The sequence below is a fragment of the Pseudomonas sp. P7758 genome, assembly GCF_013386485.1.
GTDB lineage: Bacteria > Pseudomonadota > Gammaproteobacteria > Pseudomonadales > Pseudomonadaceae > Aquipseudomonas.
Genome location: NZ_JACARS010000071.1, coordinates 22,474 through 38,903 on the forward strand (window position 1 = coordinate 22,474; position 16,430 = coordinate 38,903).

The 16,430-nt window shown below is 60.5% G+C and carries 12 protein-coding genes; 9 read left to right on the top strand and 3 right to left on the bottom strand.

The features are described from left to right. The first annotated feature begins 205 nt into the window (after positions 1 to 205). Positions 206 to 1,348, top strand: a complete 1,143-nt coding sequence (gene pdxB, locus HX873_RS16120; protein ID WP_008437589.1) for a 4-phosphoerythronate dehydrogenase PdxB — start codon at positions 206 to 208, stop codon at positions 1,346 to 1,348. Between the two features lie 51 nt (positions 1,349 to 1,399). Here the strand turns inward: pdxB and HX873_RS16125 are convergent, their stop codons facing one another. Beyond that, positions 1,400 to 1,573, bottom strand: coding sequence for a PA1571 family protein (locus HX873_RS16125; protein ID WP_003218992.1), 174 nt, complete (start codon positions 1,571 to 1,573; stop codon positions 1,400 to 1,402). 216 nt (positions 1,574 to 1,789) lie between these two features. On the opposite strand from HX873_RS16125, the gene HX873_RS16130 reads away from it, so the two are divergent. Beyond that, positions 1,790 to 3,598: an ABC transporter transmembrane domain-containing protein gene (locus tag HX873_RS16130; RefSeq protein ID WP_177122895.1), complete on the top strand. Its 1,809-nt coding sequence runs from the start codon at positions 1,790 to 1,792 to the stop codon at positions 3,596 to 3,598. Positions 3,599 to 3,660: 62 nt separating this feature from the next. Here the strand turns inward: HX873_RS16130 and HX873_RS16135 are convergent, their stop codons facing one another. Further along, entirely contained in the window at positions 3,661 to 5,589 is a 1,929-nt protein-coding gene (locus tag HX873_RS16135) for a transglycosylase SLT domain-containing protein (RefSeq protein WP_008437594.1), read from the bottom strand. A gap of 212 nt (positions 5,590 to 5,801) precedes the next feature. Here HX873_RS16135 and HX873_RS16140 point away from each other — a divergent pair, with 212 nt between their 5' ends. Next, positions 5,802 to 7,721, top strand: coding sequence for an ATP-binding cassette domain-containing protein (locus tag HX873_RS16140; RefSeq protein WP_177122896.1), 1,920 nt, complete (start codon positions 5,802 to 5,804; stop codon positions 7,719 to 7,721). 198 nt (positions 7,722 to 7,919) lie between these two features. Here the strand turns inward: HX873_RS16140 and HX873_RS16145 are convergent, their stop codons facing one another. After that, positions 7,920 to 8,357: a universal stress protein gene (locus HX873_RS16145; RefSeq protein WP_003218985.1), complete on the bottom strand. Its 438-nt coding sequence runs from the start codon at positions 8,355 to 8,357 to the stop codon at positions 7,920 to 7,922. Positions 8,358 to 8,461: 104 nt separating this feature from the next. On the opposite strand from HX873_RS16145, the gene HX873_RS16150 reads away from it, so the two are divergent. From HX873_RS16150 to HX873_RS16175, 6 genes are all read left to right on the top strand, one after another. Next, positions 8,462 to 8,899 carry a hypothetical protein gene (locus HX873_RS16150; RefSeq protein ID WP_003218981.1) on the top strand — a complete coding sequence of 146 codons (438 nt, stop codon included), beginning with the start codon at positions 8,462 to 8,464 and terminating at the stop codon, positions 8,897 to 8,899. A 452-nt stretch (positions 8,900 to 9,351) separates the two neighbouring features. Further along, the gene (gene fadB, locus HX873_RS16155; protein ID WP_003218979.1) at positions 9,352 to 11,499 is read left to right on the top strand and encodes a fatty acid oxidation complex subunit alpha FadB; all 2,148 of its coding nucleotides are present in this window, start codon (positions 9,352 to 9,354) and stop codon (positions 11,497 to 11,499) included. Positions 11,500 to 11,528: 29 nt separating this feature from the next. Beyond that, positions 11,529 to 12,704, top strand: a complete 1,176-nt coding sequence (gene fadA / locus HX873_RS16160) for an acetyl-CoA C-acyltransferase FadA (RefSeq protein WP_003218978.1) — start codon at positions 11,529 to 11,531, stop codon at positions 12,702 to 12,704. A 96-nt stretch (positions 12,705 to 12,800) separates the two neighbouring features. Next, positions 12,801 to 13,037 carry a DUF1653 domain-containing protein gene (locus HX873_RS16165; RefSeq protein ID WP_003218976.1) on the top strand — a complete coding sequence of 79 codons (237 nt, stop codon included), beginning with the start codon at positions 12,801 to 12,803 and terminating at the stop codon, positions 13,035 to 13,037. A gap of 114 nt (positions 13,038 to 13,151) precedes the next feature. Continuing rightward, the gene (topA, locus tag HX873_RS16170; protein ID WP_003218973.1) at positions 13,152 to 15,773 is read left to right on the top strand and encodes a type I DNA topoisomerase; all 2,622 of its coding nucleotides are present in this window, start codon (positions 13,152 to 13,154) and stop codon (positions 15,771 to 15,773) included. A gap of 127 nt (positions 15,774 to 15,900) precedes the next feature. Further along, on the top strand, positions 15,901 to 16,422 hold the full coding sequence (locus HX873_RS16175) for a DUF6586 family protein (protein WP_177122897.1): 522 nt from the start codon (positions 15,901 to 15,903) through the stop codon (positions 16,420 to 16,422). The last annotated feature ends 8 nt before the right edge of the window (positions 16,423 to 16,430 follow it).

A 16,430-nucleotide genomic window follows, 5' to 3' on the forward strand; every position in this document is an offset into this window, starting at 1 on the left:
AATGCAGCGTTTTGTGGCGAGGGCGCTTGCTGTGGTGAGGGAGCTTGCTCCCGCTGGGCTGCGCAGCAGCCCCATAACGGGCAACCGATGTGTACCTGAAAAAACACGGTGCTGCATTTGGGAGCGCTGCGCACTCCAGCGGGAGCAAGCTCCCTCGCCACAAGGAAAACCGCTGTACACTGCTGATCCGCGAAAGGAGCCTGCCATGCTGATTGTTGCCGACGAAAATATCCCGCTGCTCGATGCATTCTTCGAAGGATTCGGCGAGATTCGCCGGGTTCCGGGCCGGTCCATTGACCGCGCGACTATCGAGCAGGCCGATGTGCTGCTGGTGCGTTCAGTGACCAACGTCAACCGGGCCTTGCTCGAAGGCACGCCGGTGCGGTTTGTCGGCACCTGCACCATCGGCACTGATCACCTCGACCTCGATTACTTCCAGCGCGCCGGCATCCAATGGTCCAGCGCCCCCGGCTGCAATGCCCGTGGCGTGGTCGACTATGTGCTGGGCAGCCTGCTGACCCTGGCCGAGATCGAAGGCGCCGACCTGGCCCAGCGCACCTACGGTGTGGTGGGTGCCGGTGAAGTCGGCGGGCGTCTGGTCAAGGTGCTCAAGGCGTTGGGCTGGAACGTGCTGGTGTGCGACCCGCCCCGGCAGATCGCCGAGGACGGTGATTACGTCAGCCTGGAGCAGATCGTCGAGCAGTGCGATGTGATCAGCCTGCACACGCCGCTGAACAAATCCGGCAACGGCTCCACCTGGCACTTGTTCGACCGCGAGCGCCTCAACCAGCTCAAGCCCGGTGCCTGGCTGATCAACGCCAGCCGCGGCCCGGTGGTGGACAACGCCGCCCTCAAGGAGGTGCTGCTGGAGCGCGAAGACCTGCAGGCCGTGCTGGATGTGTGGGAAGGCGAGCCGCAGGTGGACGTCGACCTGGCCGACCTGTGTGTGCTGGCCACCCCGCATATCGCCGGCTACAGCCTGGACGGCAAGCAGCGCGGCACGGCGCAGATCTATCAGGCGTTTTGCCGGCATCTTGGTCAGGACCCGACGATTCAATTGAGCGACTTGCTGCCGGAGCCGTGGCTGGCCGAAGTCAGCCTCAATGCCAATACCGATCCGGCCTGGGCCTTGGCGACCCTGTGCCGCAGCGTGTACGACCCGCGCCGTGATGACGCGGATTTCCGCCGCAGCCTGGTAGGCACAGTGGATGAGCAGCGCAAGGCCTTCGACCTATTGCGCAAGCACTACCCCGAGCGGCGTGAGATTGACGGCTTGAAAGTGCGGATCAACGGCGAGTCTGCCGCCTTGTCGAGCATCGTGGCAGCATTGGGCGCACAGGCAATCTGAAGGCATAAAAAACCCGGCCATCAAGGCCGGGTTTAAGAGAGCGTGGGCGAATCAGCCTCGCTTGGCAGGCTTGACCAATTTCTGTTCCAGTTCGGCGCACGCGCTCTGGATCATTTCTTCGGTGATTTGCACTTCGCGGCCCTGAGCGTCGATATACGAGCAAGGCAATTGCTGCGGTTGGCGGATCACTTGAATTTTGGCGTTGCTGCTGTTTTGCAAGGACATGGCCCGTCTCCTCATCAGGTTGTGTACCTACTTTAAAACCCCCGCGTGACCGCGTTGTTACAACTCCTTGCGCGGCCCGCAGATCGAATGCCCAGTCCAGCAGAAACCGATACAAATTTCCAGCCGGTCCTTAGACCGATAGCCTCTAGGGCCTAGGTTCGGTGAGCATAATTAACCTGACTCATTGTGATTCGCTCAAGTTCCCCCCATGTAGCTATGCAGGTTCCCGTCTCCAACCTTCAGGTGAAACCCTCCATGCTCTCAGCCCGTCAACGCCGCGCGATTCGCCTGGCCAGTCGCTTCGTCGCTCCCTACCGCTGGCAGGCCCTGGGCGCCTTGTTGGCGCTGATCGTCACCGCCGGCATTACCTTGTCCATGGGCCAGGGTATTCGCCTGCTGGTGGACCAGGGGTTCATGACCCAGTCGCCGCACCTGCTCAACCAATCCATCGGTCTGTTCATGATCCTGGTGCTGGGCCTGGCGGTGGGCACCTTTGCGCGGTTTTACCTGGTGTCGTGGGTCGGCGAGCGGGTGGTGGCGGACATCCGGCGGCAGGTGTTCAACCACTTGATCTACCTGCATCCGGGCTTCTACGAAAACAACCGCAGCTCGGAAATCCAGTCCCGGCTGACCACCGACACCACCTTGCTGCAATCGGTGATCGGCTCCTCGCTGTCGCTGTTCCTGCGCAACGCCTTGATGGTGATCGGCGGGATCGTGCTGCTGTTTGTCACCAACCCCAAGCTCACCAGCATCGTCGTGATAGCGCTGCCACTGGTGCTGGCGCCGATCCTGATCTTCGGCCGCCGGGTGCGCAGCCTGTCGCGCCAGAGCCAGGACCGCATCGCCGATGTCGGCAGCTATGTGTCCGAGACCCTCGGCCAGATCAAGACCGTGCAGGCCTACAACCACCAGGTCCAGGACGAACAGCGCTTCGCGCTGACGGTGGAAGAGGCGTTCACCACCGCCCGCAAACGCATCGTGCAGCGCGCCTGGCTGATTACCCTGGTGATCATGCTGGTGCTGGGCGCCGTGGGCGTGATGCTCTGGGTCGGCGGCATGGACGTGATCGGCGGGCGCATTTCCGGTGGTGAGCTGGCGGCGTTCGTGTTCTACAGCCTGATCGTCGGCAGTGCCGTCGGTACCTTGAGTGAAGTGTTGGGCGAGTTGCAGCGCGCCGCCGGTGCGGCGGAGCGGATTGGCGAATTGCTGCAGTCGAGCAATGAGATCAAGGCGCCCGAAGCCAACGTGATCAAGTTGCCGGAGCGGGTCAGTGGCCGCCTGGAAATCCAGGATTTGCGCTTCTCTTATCCTTCGCGTCCGGATCGTTTTGCCATCGACGGCTTGAGCCTGAGCATCAATGCAGGCGAAACCCTGGCCCTGGTCGGTCCGTCCGGCGCGGGTAAATCGACGATGTTCGATCTGTTGCTGCGTTTCTACGATCCCCAGCAAGGCCGCATCCTGCTTGAAGGCCACCCGCTGACCGAGCTGGATCCGCTGGACCTGCGCCGCTGTTTCGCCCTGGTGTCCCAGAGCCCGGCGCTGTTCTTTGGCACTGTCGAAGAGAACATCCGCTACGGCAATCCGTCGGCCACCTTTGCCCAGGTCGAGGAGGCGGCGCGCATCGCCCACGCCCACGATTTCATTTTGCAAATGCCCGACGGCTACCAGACCCACCTGGGCGACGGCGGCATGGGCCTTTCGGGCGGCCAGCGCCAACGCCTGGCCATCGCCCGGGCCTTGTTGGTGGATGCACCGATCCTGCTGCTGGACGAAGCCACCAGCGCGCTGGACGCCCAGAGCGAACACCTGATCCAGCAGGCGCTGCCGCAGTTGATGGAAGGGCGCACCACCCTGGTCATCGCCCACCGGCTGGCCACCGTGAAGAATGCCGACCGGATTGCCGTGATGGACCAGGGCAAGCTGGTGGCGGTGGGGACGCATCAGCAACTGATCGCCAGCAATCCGCTGTATGCACGGCTGGCGGCGTTGCAGTTCAGTGATGGTGAGTCGACCACCCACTGATTCACCGCCCACAAAAAATGCCCGCATCTCTCAATGCGGGCATTTTTTATGGGACGCGTTACTTACTGATCATCAAAATACCGCTCATGCCAATCCACCAGCGGCTGCGGTGCATTGAGCTTCTGCCCGTAGATCACCGAATAAGACAGCACGTTCTGCACATACTGGCGGGTTTCGTCGAACGGGATGCTTTCCACCCACACATCGAAACTCAGGTGATCGGCGCCGCGCAGCCATTGGCGTACACGGCCCGGGCCGGCGTTGTAGGCGGCGGTGGCGAGCACGCGGTTGCCGTTGAACTGGGCGTGGACCTGGCTCAGGTAGGCGGCGCCGAGCTGGATGTTCTTGTCCGGGTCGAGCACCTGCTGTTGCGAAGCCAGCGGGATGCTGAACTTTCGCGCAGTCTCCTTGGCGGTGCCGGGCATCAGTTGCATCAGGCCGGTGGCGCCGACGCCGGAGCGCGCGTCGTCCATGAAGGCGCTTTCCTGGCGGGTGATCGCAAATACCCAGCTGGAATGCACGCCGCGGACCTTGGCTTCGCGCACCAGGGTGTCGCGGTGGGCCATCGGGAAGCGGATGTCCAGGTCGTCCCAGTACTGCGCCTGGCTGATGGTGCGGATCGCCGGGAAGTACCACTTCATGTCGTAGGCCAACTTGGCCTGGGCGACCATTTCGTCGCGGTTGAAATGCCGGCTGACGTGGTACCACTCGCGGCGGCCATCAACGATCTGGCCACGGGCGTAGAACTCCAGGGCGCGGCGCACGCCCGGTGTGTTGCGTACCTTGTTCATCAGCGCCTGGCTCATCACCAGTGGCTTGTTGTTCAGTTGGTACGGGGACTGGGAGCGATCCGCCGCCAGGAAACCGTAAAAGTCTCGTTCCTTGGCCAGGCCCTTGTACATCACCAGGGCTTGCGGGTTCTTCGGCTCTGCCAGTTCCAGGCTGCGGGCCTGCCAGTAGCGCCAGCGGTTGGTGGTGGCCAGGTCCTGGGGCAGCTTGCGGGTCAACTGGTAGGCGTCTTCCCAGCGGGCCAGGCGCAACAGCAGGCGCAGGCGCCATTCGGAAACGGTGTTGTCCCGCAGTTCCGGATCGTACTTGGTCATCACGTCAAGGGCGCGCGGGTCGTAGCGGCGTGCCAGGGTCAAGCCGATTTCCCGGGCGATCGACACTTTTTCGTCACGCGAGAAGTGCATGCTGCTGGCATAACCGTCGAGCAGGGCCATGGCCTTGTCCGGGTCCTGGCGTGCCAGGCGGCGCAGGCCCAGGCCTACGGCATCGGACATGGCTTCGTTGGCCGGCAGGAAGCGCGATGGGTCGCCGAGCATGTCGGGCTTCTGCGCCACGTCCACCATCAGGCGGCCCTGGGCGCCGAGGGTCGGCAGGGTCTTCACCAGGCTGTTGGCCAACGGATAGTTGCGGGCTTCGGCGGCCAGCTTGGCGCGGTCCCATATCTTCTGTTCGGTCAGTTGGCCGTCGGCGGCCCACTGGCCAAAGGTGGCATCACAGGCCGCAGGCTGGGATTTACCGGTCAGCCACAGCTTCTCGGTGGTTTTATAACCTTCGGCTTTTTGGTTGTGGGTCAGCTGGAATTGGCCATGGAGGCAGTCCAGTTCGACGAAATTGAGTTTGGCGTCGTAGTACTTTTCAAAGGTTTGCCAGTCGCCACGGTCGGCCAGCCAGCGCAACCAGCGCAGTTTCATCCAGTTGGCCTGGGGCAGGTCGCCGTTCTTGGCGAGGAATTGTTCGATCTCCTCGTTGCTGGCGGTTTTCAGTCGCGCCGTGAGCTCGTCGTAGGCGAGGTACGGCGTCAACGGGTAGTCGGCCAGGGCCTGGCTGTATTGGAAATACGGGCCGCTGTCGCCTTTGGCGAGGGCTCGTTTGGCTTCATCGTAATATTGACGTTGGGTGGTGAGGTCCACGGCCTGGGCGGATTGAACGGCGGTGGCAGAAAGAAGCAGACAAGATAAAAAGCTGAAAAGGCGACTGCGCATGAGACGTCCGTGCAGAGGAATCTGGACTAGTGCCGACGTCGCCGACACTGATTGCCCCTAGCTTAGCCTTTTGCCCGCAACCGGTGAAAGCTTTGCCGGTCGCTTCGTTCAAGTTCATCTGAAATGTCCAACAGAACGTGTCAGCGGCGAAAATGCCGGCCGCCTCGAGCCCTAAGTCAGGTAGAATGCGCGCCCAGTTTTTGGAGAAGCGTATGACCCTGCTCAAATTCAGCGATGTGTCCCTTGCTTTCGGCGCTATGCCGTTGTTGGACAAGGTGTCCTGGCAGATCGCCCGTGGTGAGCGGGTGTGCATCATCGGCCGCAACGGCACCGGCAAGTCCAGCATGATGAAGCTGGTAAAAGGCGACCAGAAGCCCGATGACGGCTCTGTCTGGCGCGCCCCGGGCCTCAAGATTGGCGAATTGCCGCAAGAATTGCCGGTGGCCGACGGACGGACAGTGTTCGACGTGGTTGCCGAAGGCCTCGACGGCGTGGGCGCACTGCTCGCCGAATACCATCACCTGGCGCAGAACTGCGTCACCGAAGCCGACCTGGACAAGCTGATGCACGTCCAGCAAGACCTCGAAGCCCGCGACGGCTGGCGCTTGCAGCAATTGGTCGACAGCACCCTGAGCCGCCTGCAACTGCCCGCCGACAAGACCCTCGCCGAATTGTCCGGCGGCTGGCGTCGCCGCGTCCTGCTGGCCCAGGCCCTGGTTTCCGAACCGGATCTGTTGCTGCTCGACGAACCGACCAACCACCTGGACATCGGCGCAATCGCCTGGCTTGAAGAAGCCCTCAAGGATTTCCAGGGCGCCGTGCTGTTCATCACGCACGACCGTTCCTTCCTGCAGAACCTGGCAACCCGCATCCTCGAACTGGACCGTGGTGGCCTGATCGACTGGAACGGCGACTACGCCAGTTTCCTGGTGCACAAGGAAGCCGCGCTGTCTGCGGAAGAAACCGCCAATGCCCTGTTCGATAAGAAGCTGGCCCAGGAAGAAGTCTGGATCCGCCAGGGCATCAAGGCCCGCCGCACCCGTAACGAAGGCCGCGTACGTGCCCTGAAAGCCCTGCGTGTCGAGCGCAGCGAGCGCCGTGAACGCACCGGCAAGGCCAATATCCAGCTGGACACCGCCGACAAGTCGGGCAAGCAAGTGATGGTGCTGGAAAACGTCAGCTTCCATCACCCGGACGGCCCGTTCCTGATCAAGGACTTCTCCATGGTCCTGCAGCGCGGCGACCGTATCGGCCTGCTCGGCGCCAACGGTACCGGCAAGACCACCTTGCTCAAGCTGATGCTCAACGGCCTGCAACCCACCAGCGGTACCGTGGAAGAGGGCACGCGCATCGACGTGGCCTACTTCGACCAGTTGCGCCACCAGTTGGACCTGGAAAAAACCGTGATCGACAACGTCGCCGAAGGTCGCGACTTTATCGACATCGACGGCCAGAGCCGCCACGTGCTGAGCTACCTGGGCGACTTCCTGTTCAGCCCGCAGCGTGCACGTACGCCGGTCAAGGCCTTGTCCGGTGGTGAGCGTGCGCGCCTGCTGCTGGCCAAGTTGTTCAGCAAGCCAGCCAACCTGCTGGTACTCGACGAACCGACCAACGACCTCGACGTGGAAACCCTGGAACTGCTGGAAGAGGTCCTGCTGACCTTCAACGGCACCGTGCTGATGGTCAGTCACGACCGGGCATTCCTCGATAACGTGGTCACCAGCACCCTGGTCTTCGAAGGCGAAGGCAAGGTGCGTGAATACGTCGGTGGTTATCAGGACTGGCTGCGCCAGGGCGGCTCGCCGCGCCTGCTGGGCGTGACCGAGAGCAAGTCCGGCAAGGCTGACTTGTCCTCGGCCGTGGTTGCTCCAGTGGCTGCTGCTCCGGCACCAGCCCAGGAAGCACCTGCTGCGAAGAAGAAGCTCAGCTACAAGCTGCAACGTGAGCTGGAAGCACTGCCGGGTGATATCGACGCCAAGGAACAGCAGATTGCTGCCGTTGAAGCTGAAATGGCTGACGCGGGTTTCTACCTGCGTCCGGCTGCAGAAACCGCCAAGGTGATTGCATCCCTCGAGCAGCTTAACAGCGAGCTTGAAGCCCTGGTTGAACGCTGGGCCGAGCTGGATGCCTGAGTGATTCAAGCGCAATAAAAAACCCGGCGCTCATTTGTATGAGCGCCGGGTTTTTTGTATGAAACGCGGTTCAGATGTGGGAGCGGGCTTGCTCGCGAATGCGGTGTGTCAGTCCATATATTTGTCGACTGATCCACCGCTTTCGCGAGCAAGCCCGCTCCCACACAAGCCCGCTCCCACATTGGATTGCCGTTGGTCTTACGAGCTCTTGACCAGTTTCACGGCCAGCACATCGCAAGGTGCGCCGTGCAGCACGTCATTGGCGGTGGAGCCCAGCAGCAAGGCCAGGCCGTGACGGCCGTGGCTGCCGACCACGATCAGGTCGCAACCTTGCTCCTTGGCCAGGTGGTGGATTTCCTGGCGCGGCTGGCCGTAGGTCAGGTGGCTCTGGTCTTTTTTCAGGGCAGGGTACTTGTTGATCAGCCGGTCAAGGCGTTCCTTGGCCTGGTCGAACTGCTGCTGTTGCAGTTGGGAAAGGTCCATCGGCACATCGCCGCCAAAGGCCATGGCCATCGGTTCGACGATATGCACCAGGGACAGCTTCACCGAGTCGCCTGCAAGGCCTACGGCCCGCTTGATCACGGGGTCGCATTCTTCGGTCAGGTCCACGGCGACCAGAATATGTTCGTAGGGCATGAGGAGTCCTCCAAGGGAAAGCGATAAGTTCAGTATGGCTGGTTTCAAGCGGATGGGGTTGCGTCAGGTCAAATCCGCTCATCAAGAAATTCGGGAGTACACATATGACGGTCTGGATAGTGGTGTCAATCCTTGCGCTGGTTTTAAGCCCCCTGGCGTGGCTGCGTCCTTCGCGCCATTCGAGCGGGCGCATGGCTTTGCGCATGGAGGCGCGGCGCATTGGCCTGGCCATGCAGCTGACGCCCCAGGAATGGCCGCACTGGCTCAAGCACGAGCCGCCAAGCCCGTGTGCCCAGTATCACCGGCCACGGCGTGGCACCACGCGGGTGACCTGGAGTTACTGGCAGTTGGAGCCGGGGGTTTGGGTCAATCAGTGGCAGGAAACCTGCGTCGATGAAAAGTTGTTGCCACATTTTGCGACGCTGCCGGCGAACGTCTACAAAGTCGAAGCCGACAAGCAAATGATCACCCTGTACTGGGGCGAGAAGGGCGAGTTGAGCGTGTTGCAGGACATTGACGCAGTGCTCAAGGCGCTGGCCTGAGATTCCTGCGGGCATTAAAAAGCCCGAAAGCATCATCGGGCTGGAGTTGGCCAGGCAGGCCGGTAATTCGTTTTACGTGCCGCTAGCCTAGCCGCATATTCGGTTCTGTACAGCCCTTTAAATCAAAATTCACATTATTGATTTCGCGAATGATTAAACATTGGCGGGGCGATGCCGGCTGCCCCGGGTTCTGAAATGACTGAAAAGTCGCGTTTTTGCGGCCCTTTCGAGCGATTGACAATTCGTCGGATTTGGCTGAAGGTGACGTACCCAAATCAAACGGGCGTATGAATTGAGCGTTTGTCTTTCAGACCGTTCGTACAGAATCCCGACTATCGCGTTGGCGGGTGTGCCTGGCAACTTGGCGTTAGCATCGACGGTAACGTCAGTGCCTACGCTGAATCCTGCGTCCGACGTGTACTGTTCAGCTTCCATATCGTGGAGATCAGTTGATGATTTACGAAGGTAAAGCCATCACGGTTAAGGCTCTTGAAAGTGGCATCGTCGAATTGAAATTCGACCTCAAGGGTGAGTCCGTCAACAAGTTCAACCGTCTAACCCTGAATGAATTGCGTCAGGCCGTAGACACCATCAAAGCAGATGCTTCGGTCAAGGGCGTGATCGTCTCCAGCGGCAAGGACGTGTTCATCGTCGGCGCTGACATCACCGAATTCGTCGACAACTTCAAGCTGCCCGATGCCGAGCTTGTGGCTGGCAACCTCGAAGCCAACAAGATTTTCAGCGATTTCGAAGACCTCAACGTGCCGACCGTTGCCGCGATCAATGGCATCGCCCTGGGCGGCGGTCTGGAAATGTGCCTGGCCGCCGACTTCCGCGTGATGTCTGCCACCGCGAAAATCGGCCTGCCGGAAGTCAAGCTGGGCATCTACCCGGGCTTCGGCGGTACCGTGCGCCTGCCGCGCATCATCGGTGCCGACAATGCCATCGAGTGGATTGCCGCCGGCAAGGAAAACCGTGCTGAAGACGCGCTGAAAGTCGGCGCCGTGGATGCTGTGGTGGCTCCCGACAAGCTGGCAGAGGCCGCGCTGAACCTGATCAAGGGCGCCATCAGCGGCGAATTTGACTACAAGGCCAAGCGTCAGCCAAAGCTGGAAAAACTCAAGCTCAACGCCATCGAACAGATGATGTCGTTCGAAACCGCCAAGGGTTTCGTGGCTGGCCAGGCCGGCCCGAACTACCCGGCGCCGGTTGAAGCGATCAAGACCATCCAGAAGGCCGCGAACTTCGGTCGCGACAAAGCCCTGGAAGTCGAAGCTGCCGGCTTCGTCAAACTGGCCAAGACCTCTGCCGCGCAGAGCTTGATCGGTCTGTTCCTGAACGATCAGGAACTGAAGAAAAAGGCCAAGGCCTACGACGAAATCGCTCGCGACGTTAAACAGGCTGCCGTACTCGGCGCCGGTATCATGGGCGGCGGTATCGCCTATCAGTCGGCGTCCAAAGGCACGCCGATCCTGATGAAAGACATCAACGAGCACGGCATCGAGCAGGGTCTGGCAGAAGCCGCGAAACTGCTGGTAGGTCGCGTTGATAAAGGCCGCATGACTGCAGCGAAAATGGCTGAAGTGCTTAACGGCATTCGTCCGACCCTGTCCTACGGTGATTTCGGCCACGTCGACCTGGTGGTCGAAGCGGTTGTCGAGAACCCGAAGGTCAAGCAGGCGGTACTGGCTGAAGTTGAAGCCCAGGTGAAAGAAGACACGATCCTGGCGTCCAACACCTCGACCATTTCCATCACCTTGCTGGCCAAGGCCCTCAAGCGTCCGGAAAACTTCGTCGGCATGCACTTCTTCAACCCGGTGCACATGATGCCGCTGGTGGAAGTGATCCGTGGCGAGAAGTCCAGCGAGCTGGCCGTTGCCACCACCGTTGCCTACGCCAAGAAAATGGGCAAGAACCCGATCGTCGTCAATGACTGCCCGGGCTTCCTGGTCAACCGCGTACTGTTCCCGTACTTCGGCGGTTTCGCCAAGCTGGTCAGCGCCGGTGTGGACTTCGTGCGCATCGACAAGGTCATGGAAAAATTCGGCTGGCCAATGGGCCCGGCGTACCTGATGGACGTGGTCGGCATCGACACCGGCCACCACGGTCGCGACGTAATGGCTGAAGGCTTCCCGGACCGCATGAAAGACGACCGCCGCTCGGCGATCGACGCGCTCTACGAAGCCAAGCGCCTGGGCCAGAAGAATGGCAAGGGCTTCTACGCCTACGAGACCGACAAGAAGGGCAAGCAGAAGAAAGTGGCCGACCCATCGGTTCACGAAGTACTCGCGCCGGTCATCTACGAACAGCGTGAAGTGTCCGACGAGGACATCGTCAACTGGATGATGATCGCCCTGTGCCTGGAAACCGTGCGTTGCCTGGAAGACGGCATCGTTGAAACCGCAGCCGAGGCCGACATGGGCCTGGTCTACGGTATTGGTTTCCCTCCATTCCGTGGTGGTGCGCTACGTTACATCGATTCCATCGGTGTGGCCGAGTTCGTTGCCCTGGCTGATCAATACGCTGATCTGGGCCCGCTGTACCACCCGACTGCGAAGCTGCGCGAGATGGCCAAGAACGGCCAGAGCTTCTTCGGTTAAGTGCCCAGACGACTAGAGCGAGAATATTTATGAGCTTGAATCCAAGAGACGTCGTGATTGTCGACTTCGGTCGTACTCCGATGGGCCGCTCCAAGGGCGGCATGCACCGCAACACCCGTGCCGAAGACATGTCGGCGCACCTGATCAGCAAATTGCTGGAACGCAACGTCAAGGTCGACCCGAACGAAGTCGAAGACGTGATCTGGGGCTGCGTCAACCAGACCCTGGAGCAGGGCTGGAACATCGCCCGCATGGCTTCCCTGATGACGCAGATCCCGCACACCGCTGCCGGCCAGACCGTCAGCCGCCTGTGTGGCTCGTCCATGAGCGCGCTGCACACCGCTGCCCAAGCGATCATGACCGGTAACGGTGATGTGTTCGTGGTCGGCGGCGTGGAGCACATGGGCCACGTCAGCATGATGCACGGTGTGGATCCGAACCCGCACATGTCCCTGTACGCGGCGAAAGCCTCGGGCATGATGGGCCTCACCGCTGAAATGCTCGGCAAAATGCACGGCATTACCCGCGAAGCCCAGGATGCATTCGGCCTGCGTTCCCACCAGTTGGCCCACAAGGCAACCGTGGAAGGCAAGTTCAAGGATGAAATCATCCCGATGAACGGCTACGACGAGAACGGTTTCCTGAAACTGTTCGACTACGACGAAACCATTCGTCCGGACACCACCCTGGAAAGCCTGGCGGCCCTGAAGCCGGCCTTCAATCCAAAGGGCGGCACCGTGACAGCCGGTACTTCGTCGCAGATCACTGACGGTGCTTCGTGCATGATCGTGATGTCGGCCCAGCGTGCCCAGGACCTGGGTATCCAGCCGATGGCCGTGATTCGTTCGATGGCAGTCGCAGGTGTGGACCCGGCAATCATGGGCTATGGTCCAGTACCGGCCACACAAAAAGCATTGAAGCGCGCAGGCCTGACTATCTCCGACATCGACTTCTTCGAGCTCAACGAAGCTTTCGCCGCACAGGCCCTGCCAGTGCTGAAAGATTTGAAAGTGCTCGACAAGATGAACGAGAAGGTTAACCTGCACGGCGGCGCGATTGCCTTGGGTCACCCGTTTGGGTGTTCCGGCGCTCGTATCTCCGGCACGTTGCTTAACGTGATGAAGCAAAATGGCGGCAACCTTGGGGTTGCAACCATGTGCATTGGCCTCGGCCAAGGCATCTCCACCGTCTTCGAACGTATCTAAACGTTTCGTTGACGGAAGCCGGGGCCCAGTGCCCCGGTTTTTGTTTTTTGGAATTTTTTATATTTTTTTTAACAAATTTTGTAAGAGGGCCAGAGCATGAAAGTCGAACCAGGGCTCTACCAGCATTATAAAGGTCCGCAGTACCGCGTTTTTAATGTGGCGCGGCATTCCGAGACCGAAGAGGAAGTGGTGTTCTACCAAGCACTGTATGGCGATTACGGCTTTTGGGTGCGTCCCTTGAGCATGTTCCTTGAGACCGTCGAAGTTGACGGCGAACAGGTCCCGCGCTTTGCTTTGATGCAGGCCGAAGCCAGCCTTTTTTCCGCGCAATAAAGGCAGGCCGCGCAGAATGCTGCGCTTGACCTCACCTTGTTGCCACTATATATAGCGTTGCCGCGTCAGGCGCCAACCGCCTTTCACTTCTCGAATTCAGGAATTTTCCGATCCATGGGCAAATCGCTGGTCATTGTGGAATCCCCGGCTAAGGCCAAGACCATCAACAAGTACTTGGGTAACGAGTACGTGGTGAAGTCGAGTATCGGCCATATCCGAGACCTGCCCACCAGCGGTTCGGCTAGCGCCAGCAAGGAGCCTGCCGCCAAGCGCGGCAAGGCGGCTGCGGGCGAAGGTCCGGTGCTCACGCCTAAAGAGAAAGCGCGCAAGCAGCTGGTCTCGCGCATGGGTGTCGATCCCGATCATGGCTGGAAAGCCAAGTACGAGATCCTCCCGGGCAAGGAAAAGGTCATCGAAGAGCTGCGCCGGCTCGCCAAGGATGCTGACACCATCTATCTCGCAACCGACTTGGACCGCGAAGGGGAGGCTATTGCCTGGCACCTGCGGGAAGCCATCGGGGGTGACGACAGCCGCTACAAGCGCGTGGTGTTCAACGAAATTACCAAGAAGGCGATCCAGGAAGCCTTCTCCAAGCCGGGCGAACTGGACATTGACCGCGTCAATGCCCAGCAGGCCCGTCGCTTCCTCGACCGCGTCGTGGGTTACATGGTCTCGCCGCTGCTGTGGGCGAAAATCGCTCGTGGCCTGTCCGCCGGCCGTGTGCAGTCTGTGGCGGTAAAGCTGGTGGTGGAGCGTGAACGCGAGATTCGTGCGTTCAACCCCGAAGAATACTGGGAAGTGCACGCTGACCTGGGCACTGCCAAGGGCAACAACGTGCGCTTTGAAGTGGCCCGCGAGAAAGGCGAGGCCTTCAAGCCGCTCAACGAAGCCCAGGCCATGGCCGCGCTGGAGAAGCTCAAGGCTTCCAGCTACAGCATCGTCAAGCGTGAAGACAAGCCCACCAGCAGCAAGCCGTCGGCGCCGTTCATCACCTCCACCCTGCAACAGGCCGCGAGCAACCGCCTGGGCTTCGGGGTGAAGAAGACCATGATGATGGCCCAGCGCCTGTATGAAGCGGGCTACATCACGTATATGCGTACCGACTCCACCAACCTGTCGCAAGACGCGGTGGCGATGGCGCGTACTTATATTGAAAGCGAATTCGGCAAGAAGTACCTGCCGGAGAAGCCGAACGTCTATAGCAGCAAGGAAGGCGCACAAGAGGCTCACGAAGCGATTCGTCCCTCCGACGCCAACACCGAGCCAAGCAAGCTGAGCGGCATGGAGCGCGACGCTGAGCGCCTCTATGAGCTGATCTGGCGCCAGTTCCTGGCGTGCCAGATGCTGCCGGCGCAATACCTGTCGACGACTGTCAGCGTGGGTGCTGGTGACTTCGAGCTGCGTGCCAAGGGCCGTATCCTCAAGTTCGACGGTTACACCCGCGTGATGCCGCAAATCGCCAAGCCGGGCGACGACGATGTGCTGCCTGACATGGCTCAGGGCGATGTGTTGAAGCTGATCAAGCTCGACCCGTCCCAGCACTTCACCAAGCCGCCGGCGCGTTATTCGGAAGCCAGCCTGGTCAAGGAGATGGAAAAACGCGGTATCGGTCGTCCTTCGACCTATGCGGCGATCATCTCCACCATCCAGGACCGCGGCTACGTGGCCTTGCACAACCGTCGTTTCTACTCGGAAAAGATGGGCGACATCGTCACCGAGCGCCTGTCCGAGAGCTTCTCCAACCTGATGGACTACGGCTTCACCGCCGGCATGGAAGAGAACCTCGATGACGTGGCCCAGGGCGAACGCGACTGGAAAAACGTGCTCGACGAGTTCTACGGCGACTTCAAGAAGAAACTTGAAGTGGCTGAAAGCGCCGAGAACGGCATGCGGGCCAACCAGCCGGTGATGACGGACATTCCGTGCCTCACTTGCGGTCGCCCGATGCAGATTCGTACCGCCTCCACCGGTGTATTCCTCGGTTGCTCGGGTTACAGCCTGCCGCCGAAAGAGCGCTGCAAGGCCACCGTCAACCTGGTGCCGGGCGATGAAATCGCGGCCGATGACGAGGGTGAATCCGAGTCTCTGGTATTGCGTGGCAAGCACCGTTGCCCGATCTGCAGCACGGCAATGGATGCCTACCTGCTGGACGAGAAGCACAAGCTGCACATCTGCGGTAACAACCCGGATTGCAACGGCTACGAGATCGAAGAAGGCACTTACCGCATCAAGGGCTACGAAGGCCCGAGCCTGGAATGCGACAAGTGCGGCAGCGAGATGCAGCTCAAGACCGGCCGTTTCGGCAAGTTCTTCGGTTGCACCAACCCGACGTGCAAGAACACCCGCAAACTGCTGAAAAGCGGTGACGCGGCGCCGCCGAAGATGGACCCGGTGAAGATGCCTGAACTCAAGTGCGAGAAGGTCAACGACACCTACATCCTGCGTGATGGCGCTTCGGGGCTGTTCCTGGCTGCCAGCCAGTTCCCGAAAAACCGTGAGACCCGTGCACCGCTGGTGATGGAGATCGTGCCCCACAAGGACGAGATCGATCCGAAGTACCACTTCCTCTGCGAAGCGCCGAAGAAGGACCCGGACGGTCGCCCGTCCGTAATCCGCTACAGCCGCAAGACCAAGGAGCAGTACGTGCAGACCGAGGTTGAAGGCAAGCCTACCGGCTGGAAAGCGTTCTACGACGGTGGCAAGTGGAAGGTCGAGGACAAGCGCCAGGGCGCTTGATACGATCAGCTACATGCACAAAGGCCGCCTTGATAGGCGGCCTTTTTTTTGCGCTTGCAGTGGCCTTGGCTGATCCGTGACACTGTTCAGCCAGCATCACGCTTTATTCGTTGTGGAGACTGCCTTCATGGCCAACGAACTCTATACCCGTACCAACCAGAAAATTTACTTCGCGGGTTTGTCCCTGGAAGCCCTTGGCCGTGCCGAGGAAGGAAAGGAGATGAACGCTATCGCGCTGGTACAGGCCGGGCGTGAAGCCGCGCTGTTCCACCTGTATGGCGCCTTGCTTGGCGTATGCCATGAGATCGCCGGGTTCTACCGTCTGCCGCAGGCCGGCTCGCCGCGTGCGGAAATGATCATCCACCGGGATGTGCTGGAGTCCATGGCCATCCCGGAGTTGGCCGAACTGGTGGAGATGGCGCAAAGCCCGGACAGTTGGCTGGCGCGCTTGCTGGTAGCCCACGCGGAGATGTTCCAACCGCCACGGGTGAAGCACACGCCCAAAGGCGATGTGACCCAGCCGCTGATCGTGGCCGTAAGCCTGGACGAAGAAGGACCCGAGCCGTTGAGCCGGGAAGAGCTGGAAAGCTGGCGGCAGGAGCTGAAGAAGTTGGCCATTCGGTTTCGGGATGGATTGAACGAGTGCTGAAGGCTTCT

Bases quoted from the DNA above. Each gene is read 5' to 3' on its own strand.
- pdxB (WP_008437589.1), top strand. From the start codon at position 206: ATGCTGATTGTTGCCGACGAAAATATCCCGCTGCTCGATGCATTCTTC.
- HX873_RS16125 (WP_003218992.1), bottom strand. From the start codon at position 1,573: ATGTCCTTGCAAAACAGCAGCAACGCCAAAATTCAAGTGATCCGCCAA.
- HX873_RS16130 (WP_177122895.1), top strand. From the start codon at position 1,790: ATGCAGGTTCCCGTCTCCAACCTTCAGGTGAAACCCTCCATGCTCTCA.
- HX873_RS16135 (WP_008437594.1), bottom strand. From the start codon at position 5,589: ATGCGCAGTCGCCTTTTCAGCTTTTTATCTTGTCTGCTTCTTTCTGCC.
- HX873_RS16140 (WP_177122896.1), top strand. From the start codon at position 5,802: ATGACCCTGCTCAAATTCAGCGATGTGTCCCTTGCTTTCGGCGCTATG.
- HX873_RS16145 (WP_003218985.1), bottom strand. From the start codon at position 8,357: ATGCCCTACGAACATATTCTGGTCGCCGTGGACCTGACCGAAGAATGC.
- HX873_RS16150 (WP_003218981.1), top strand. From the start codon at position 8,462: ATGACGGTCTGGATAGTGGTGTCAATCCTTGCGCTGGTTTTAAGCCCC.
- fadB (WP_003218979.1), top strand. From the start codon at position 9,352: ATGATTTACGAAGGTAAAGCCATCACGGTTAAGGCTCTTGAAAGTGGC.
- fadA (WP_003218978.1), top strand. From the start codon at position 11,529: ATGAGCTTGAATCCAAGAGACGTCGTGATTGTCGACTTCGGTCGTACT.
- HX873_RS16165 (WP_003218976.1), top strand. From the start codon at position 12,801: ATGAAAGTCGAACCAGGGCTCTACCAGCATTATAAAGGTCCGCAGTAC.
- topA (WP_003218973.1), top strand. From the start codon at position 13,152: ATGGGCAAATCGCTGGTCATTGTGGAATCCCCGGCTAAGGCCAAGACC.
- HX873_RS16175 (WP_177122897.1), top strand. From the start codon at position 15,901: ATGGCCAACGAACTCTATACCCGTACCAACCAGAAAATTTACTTCGCG.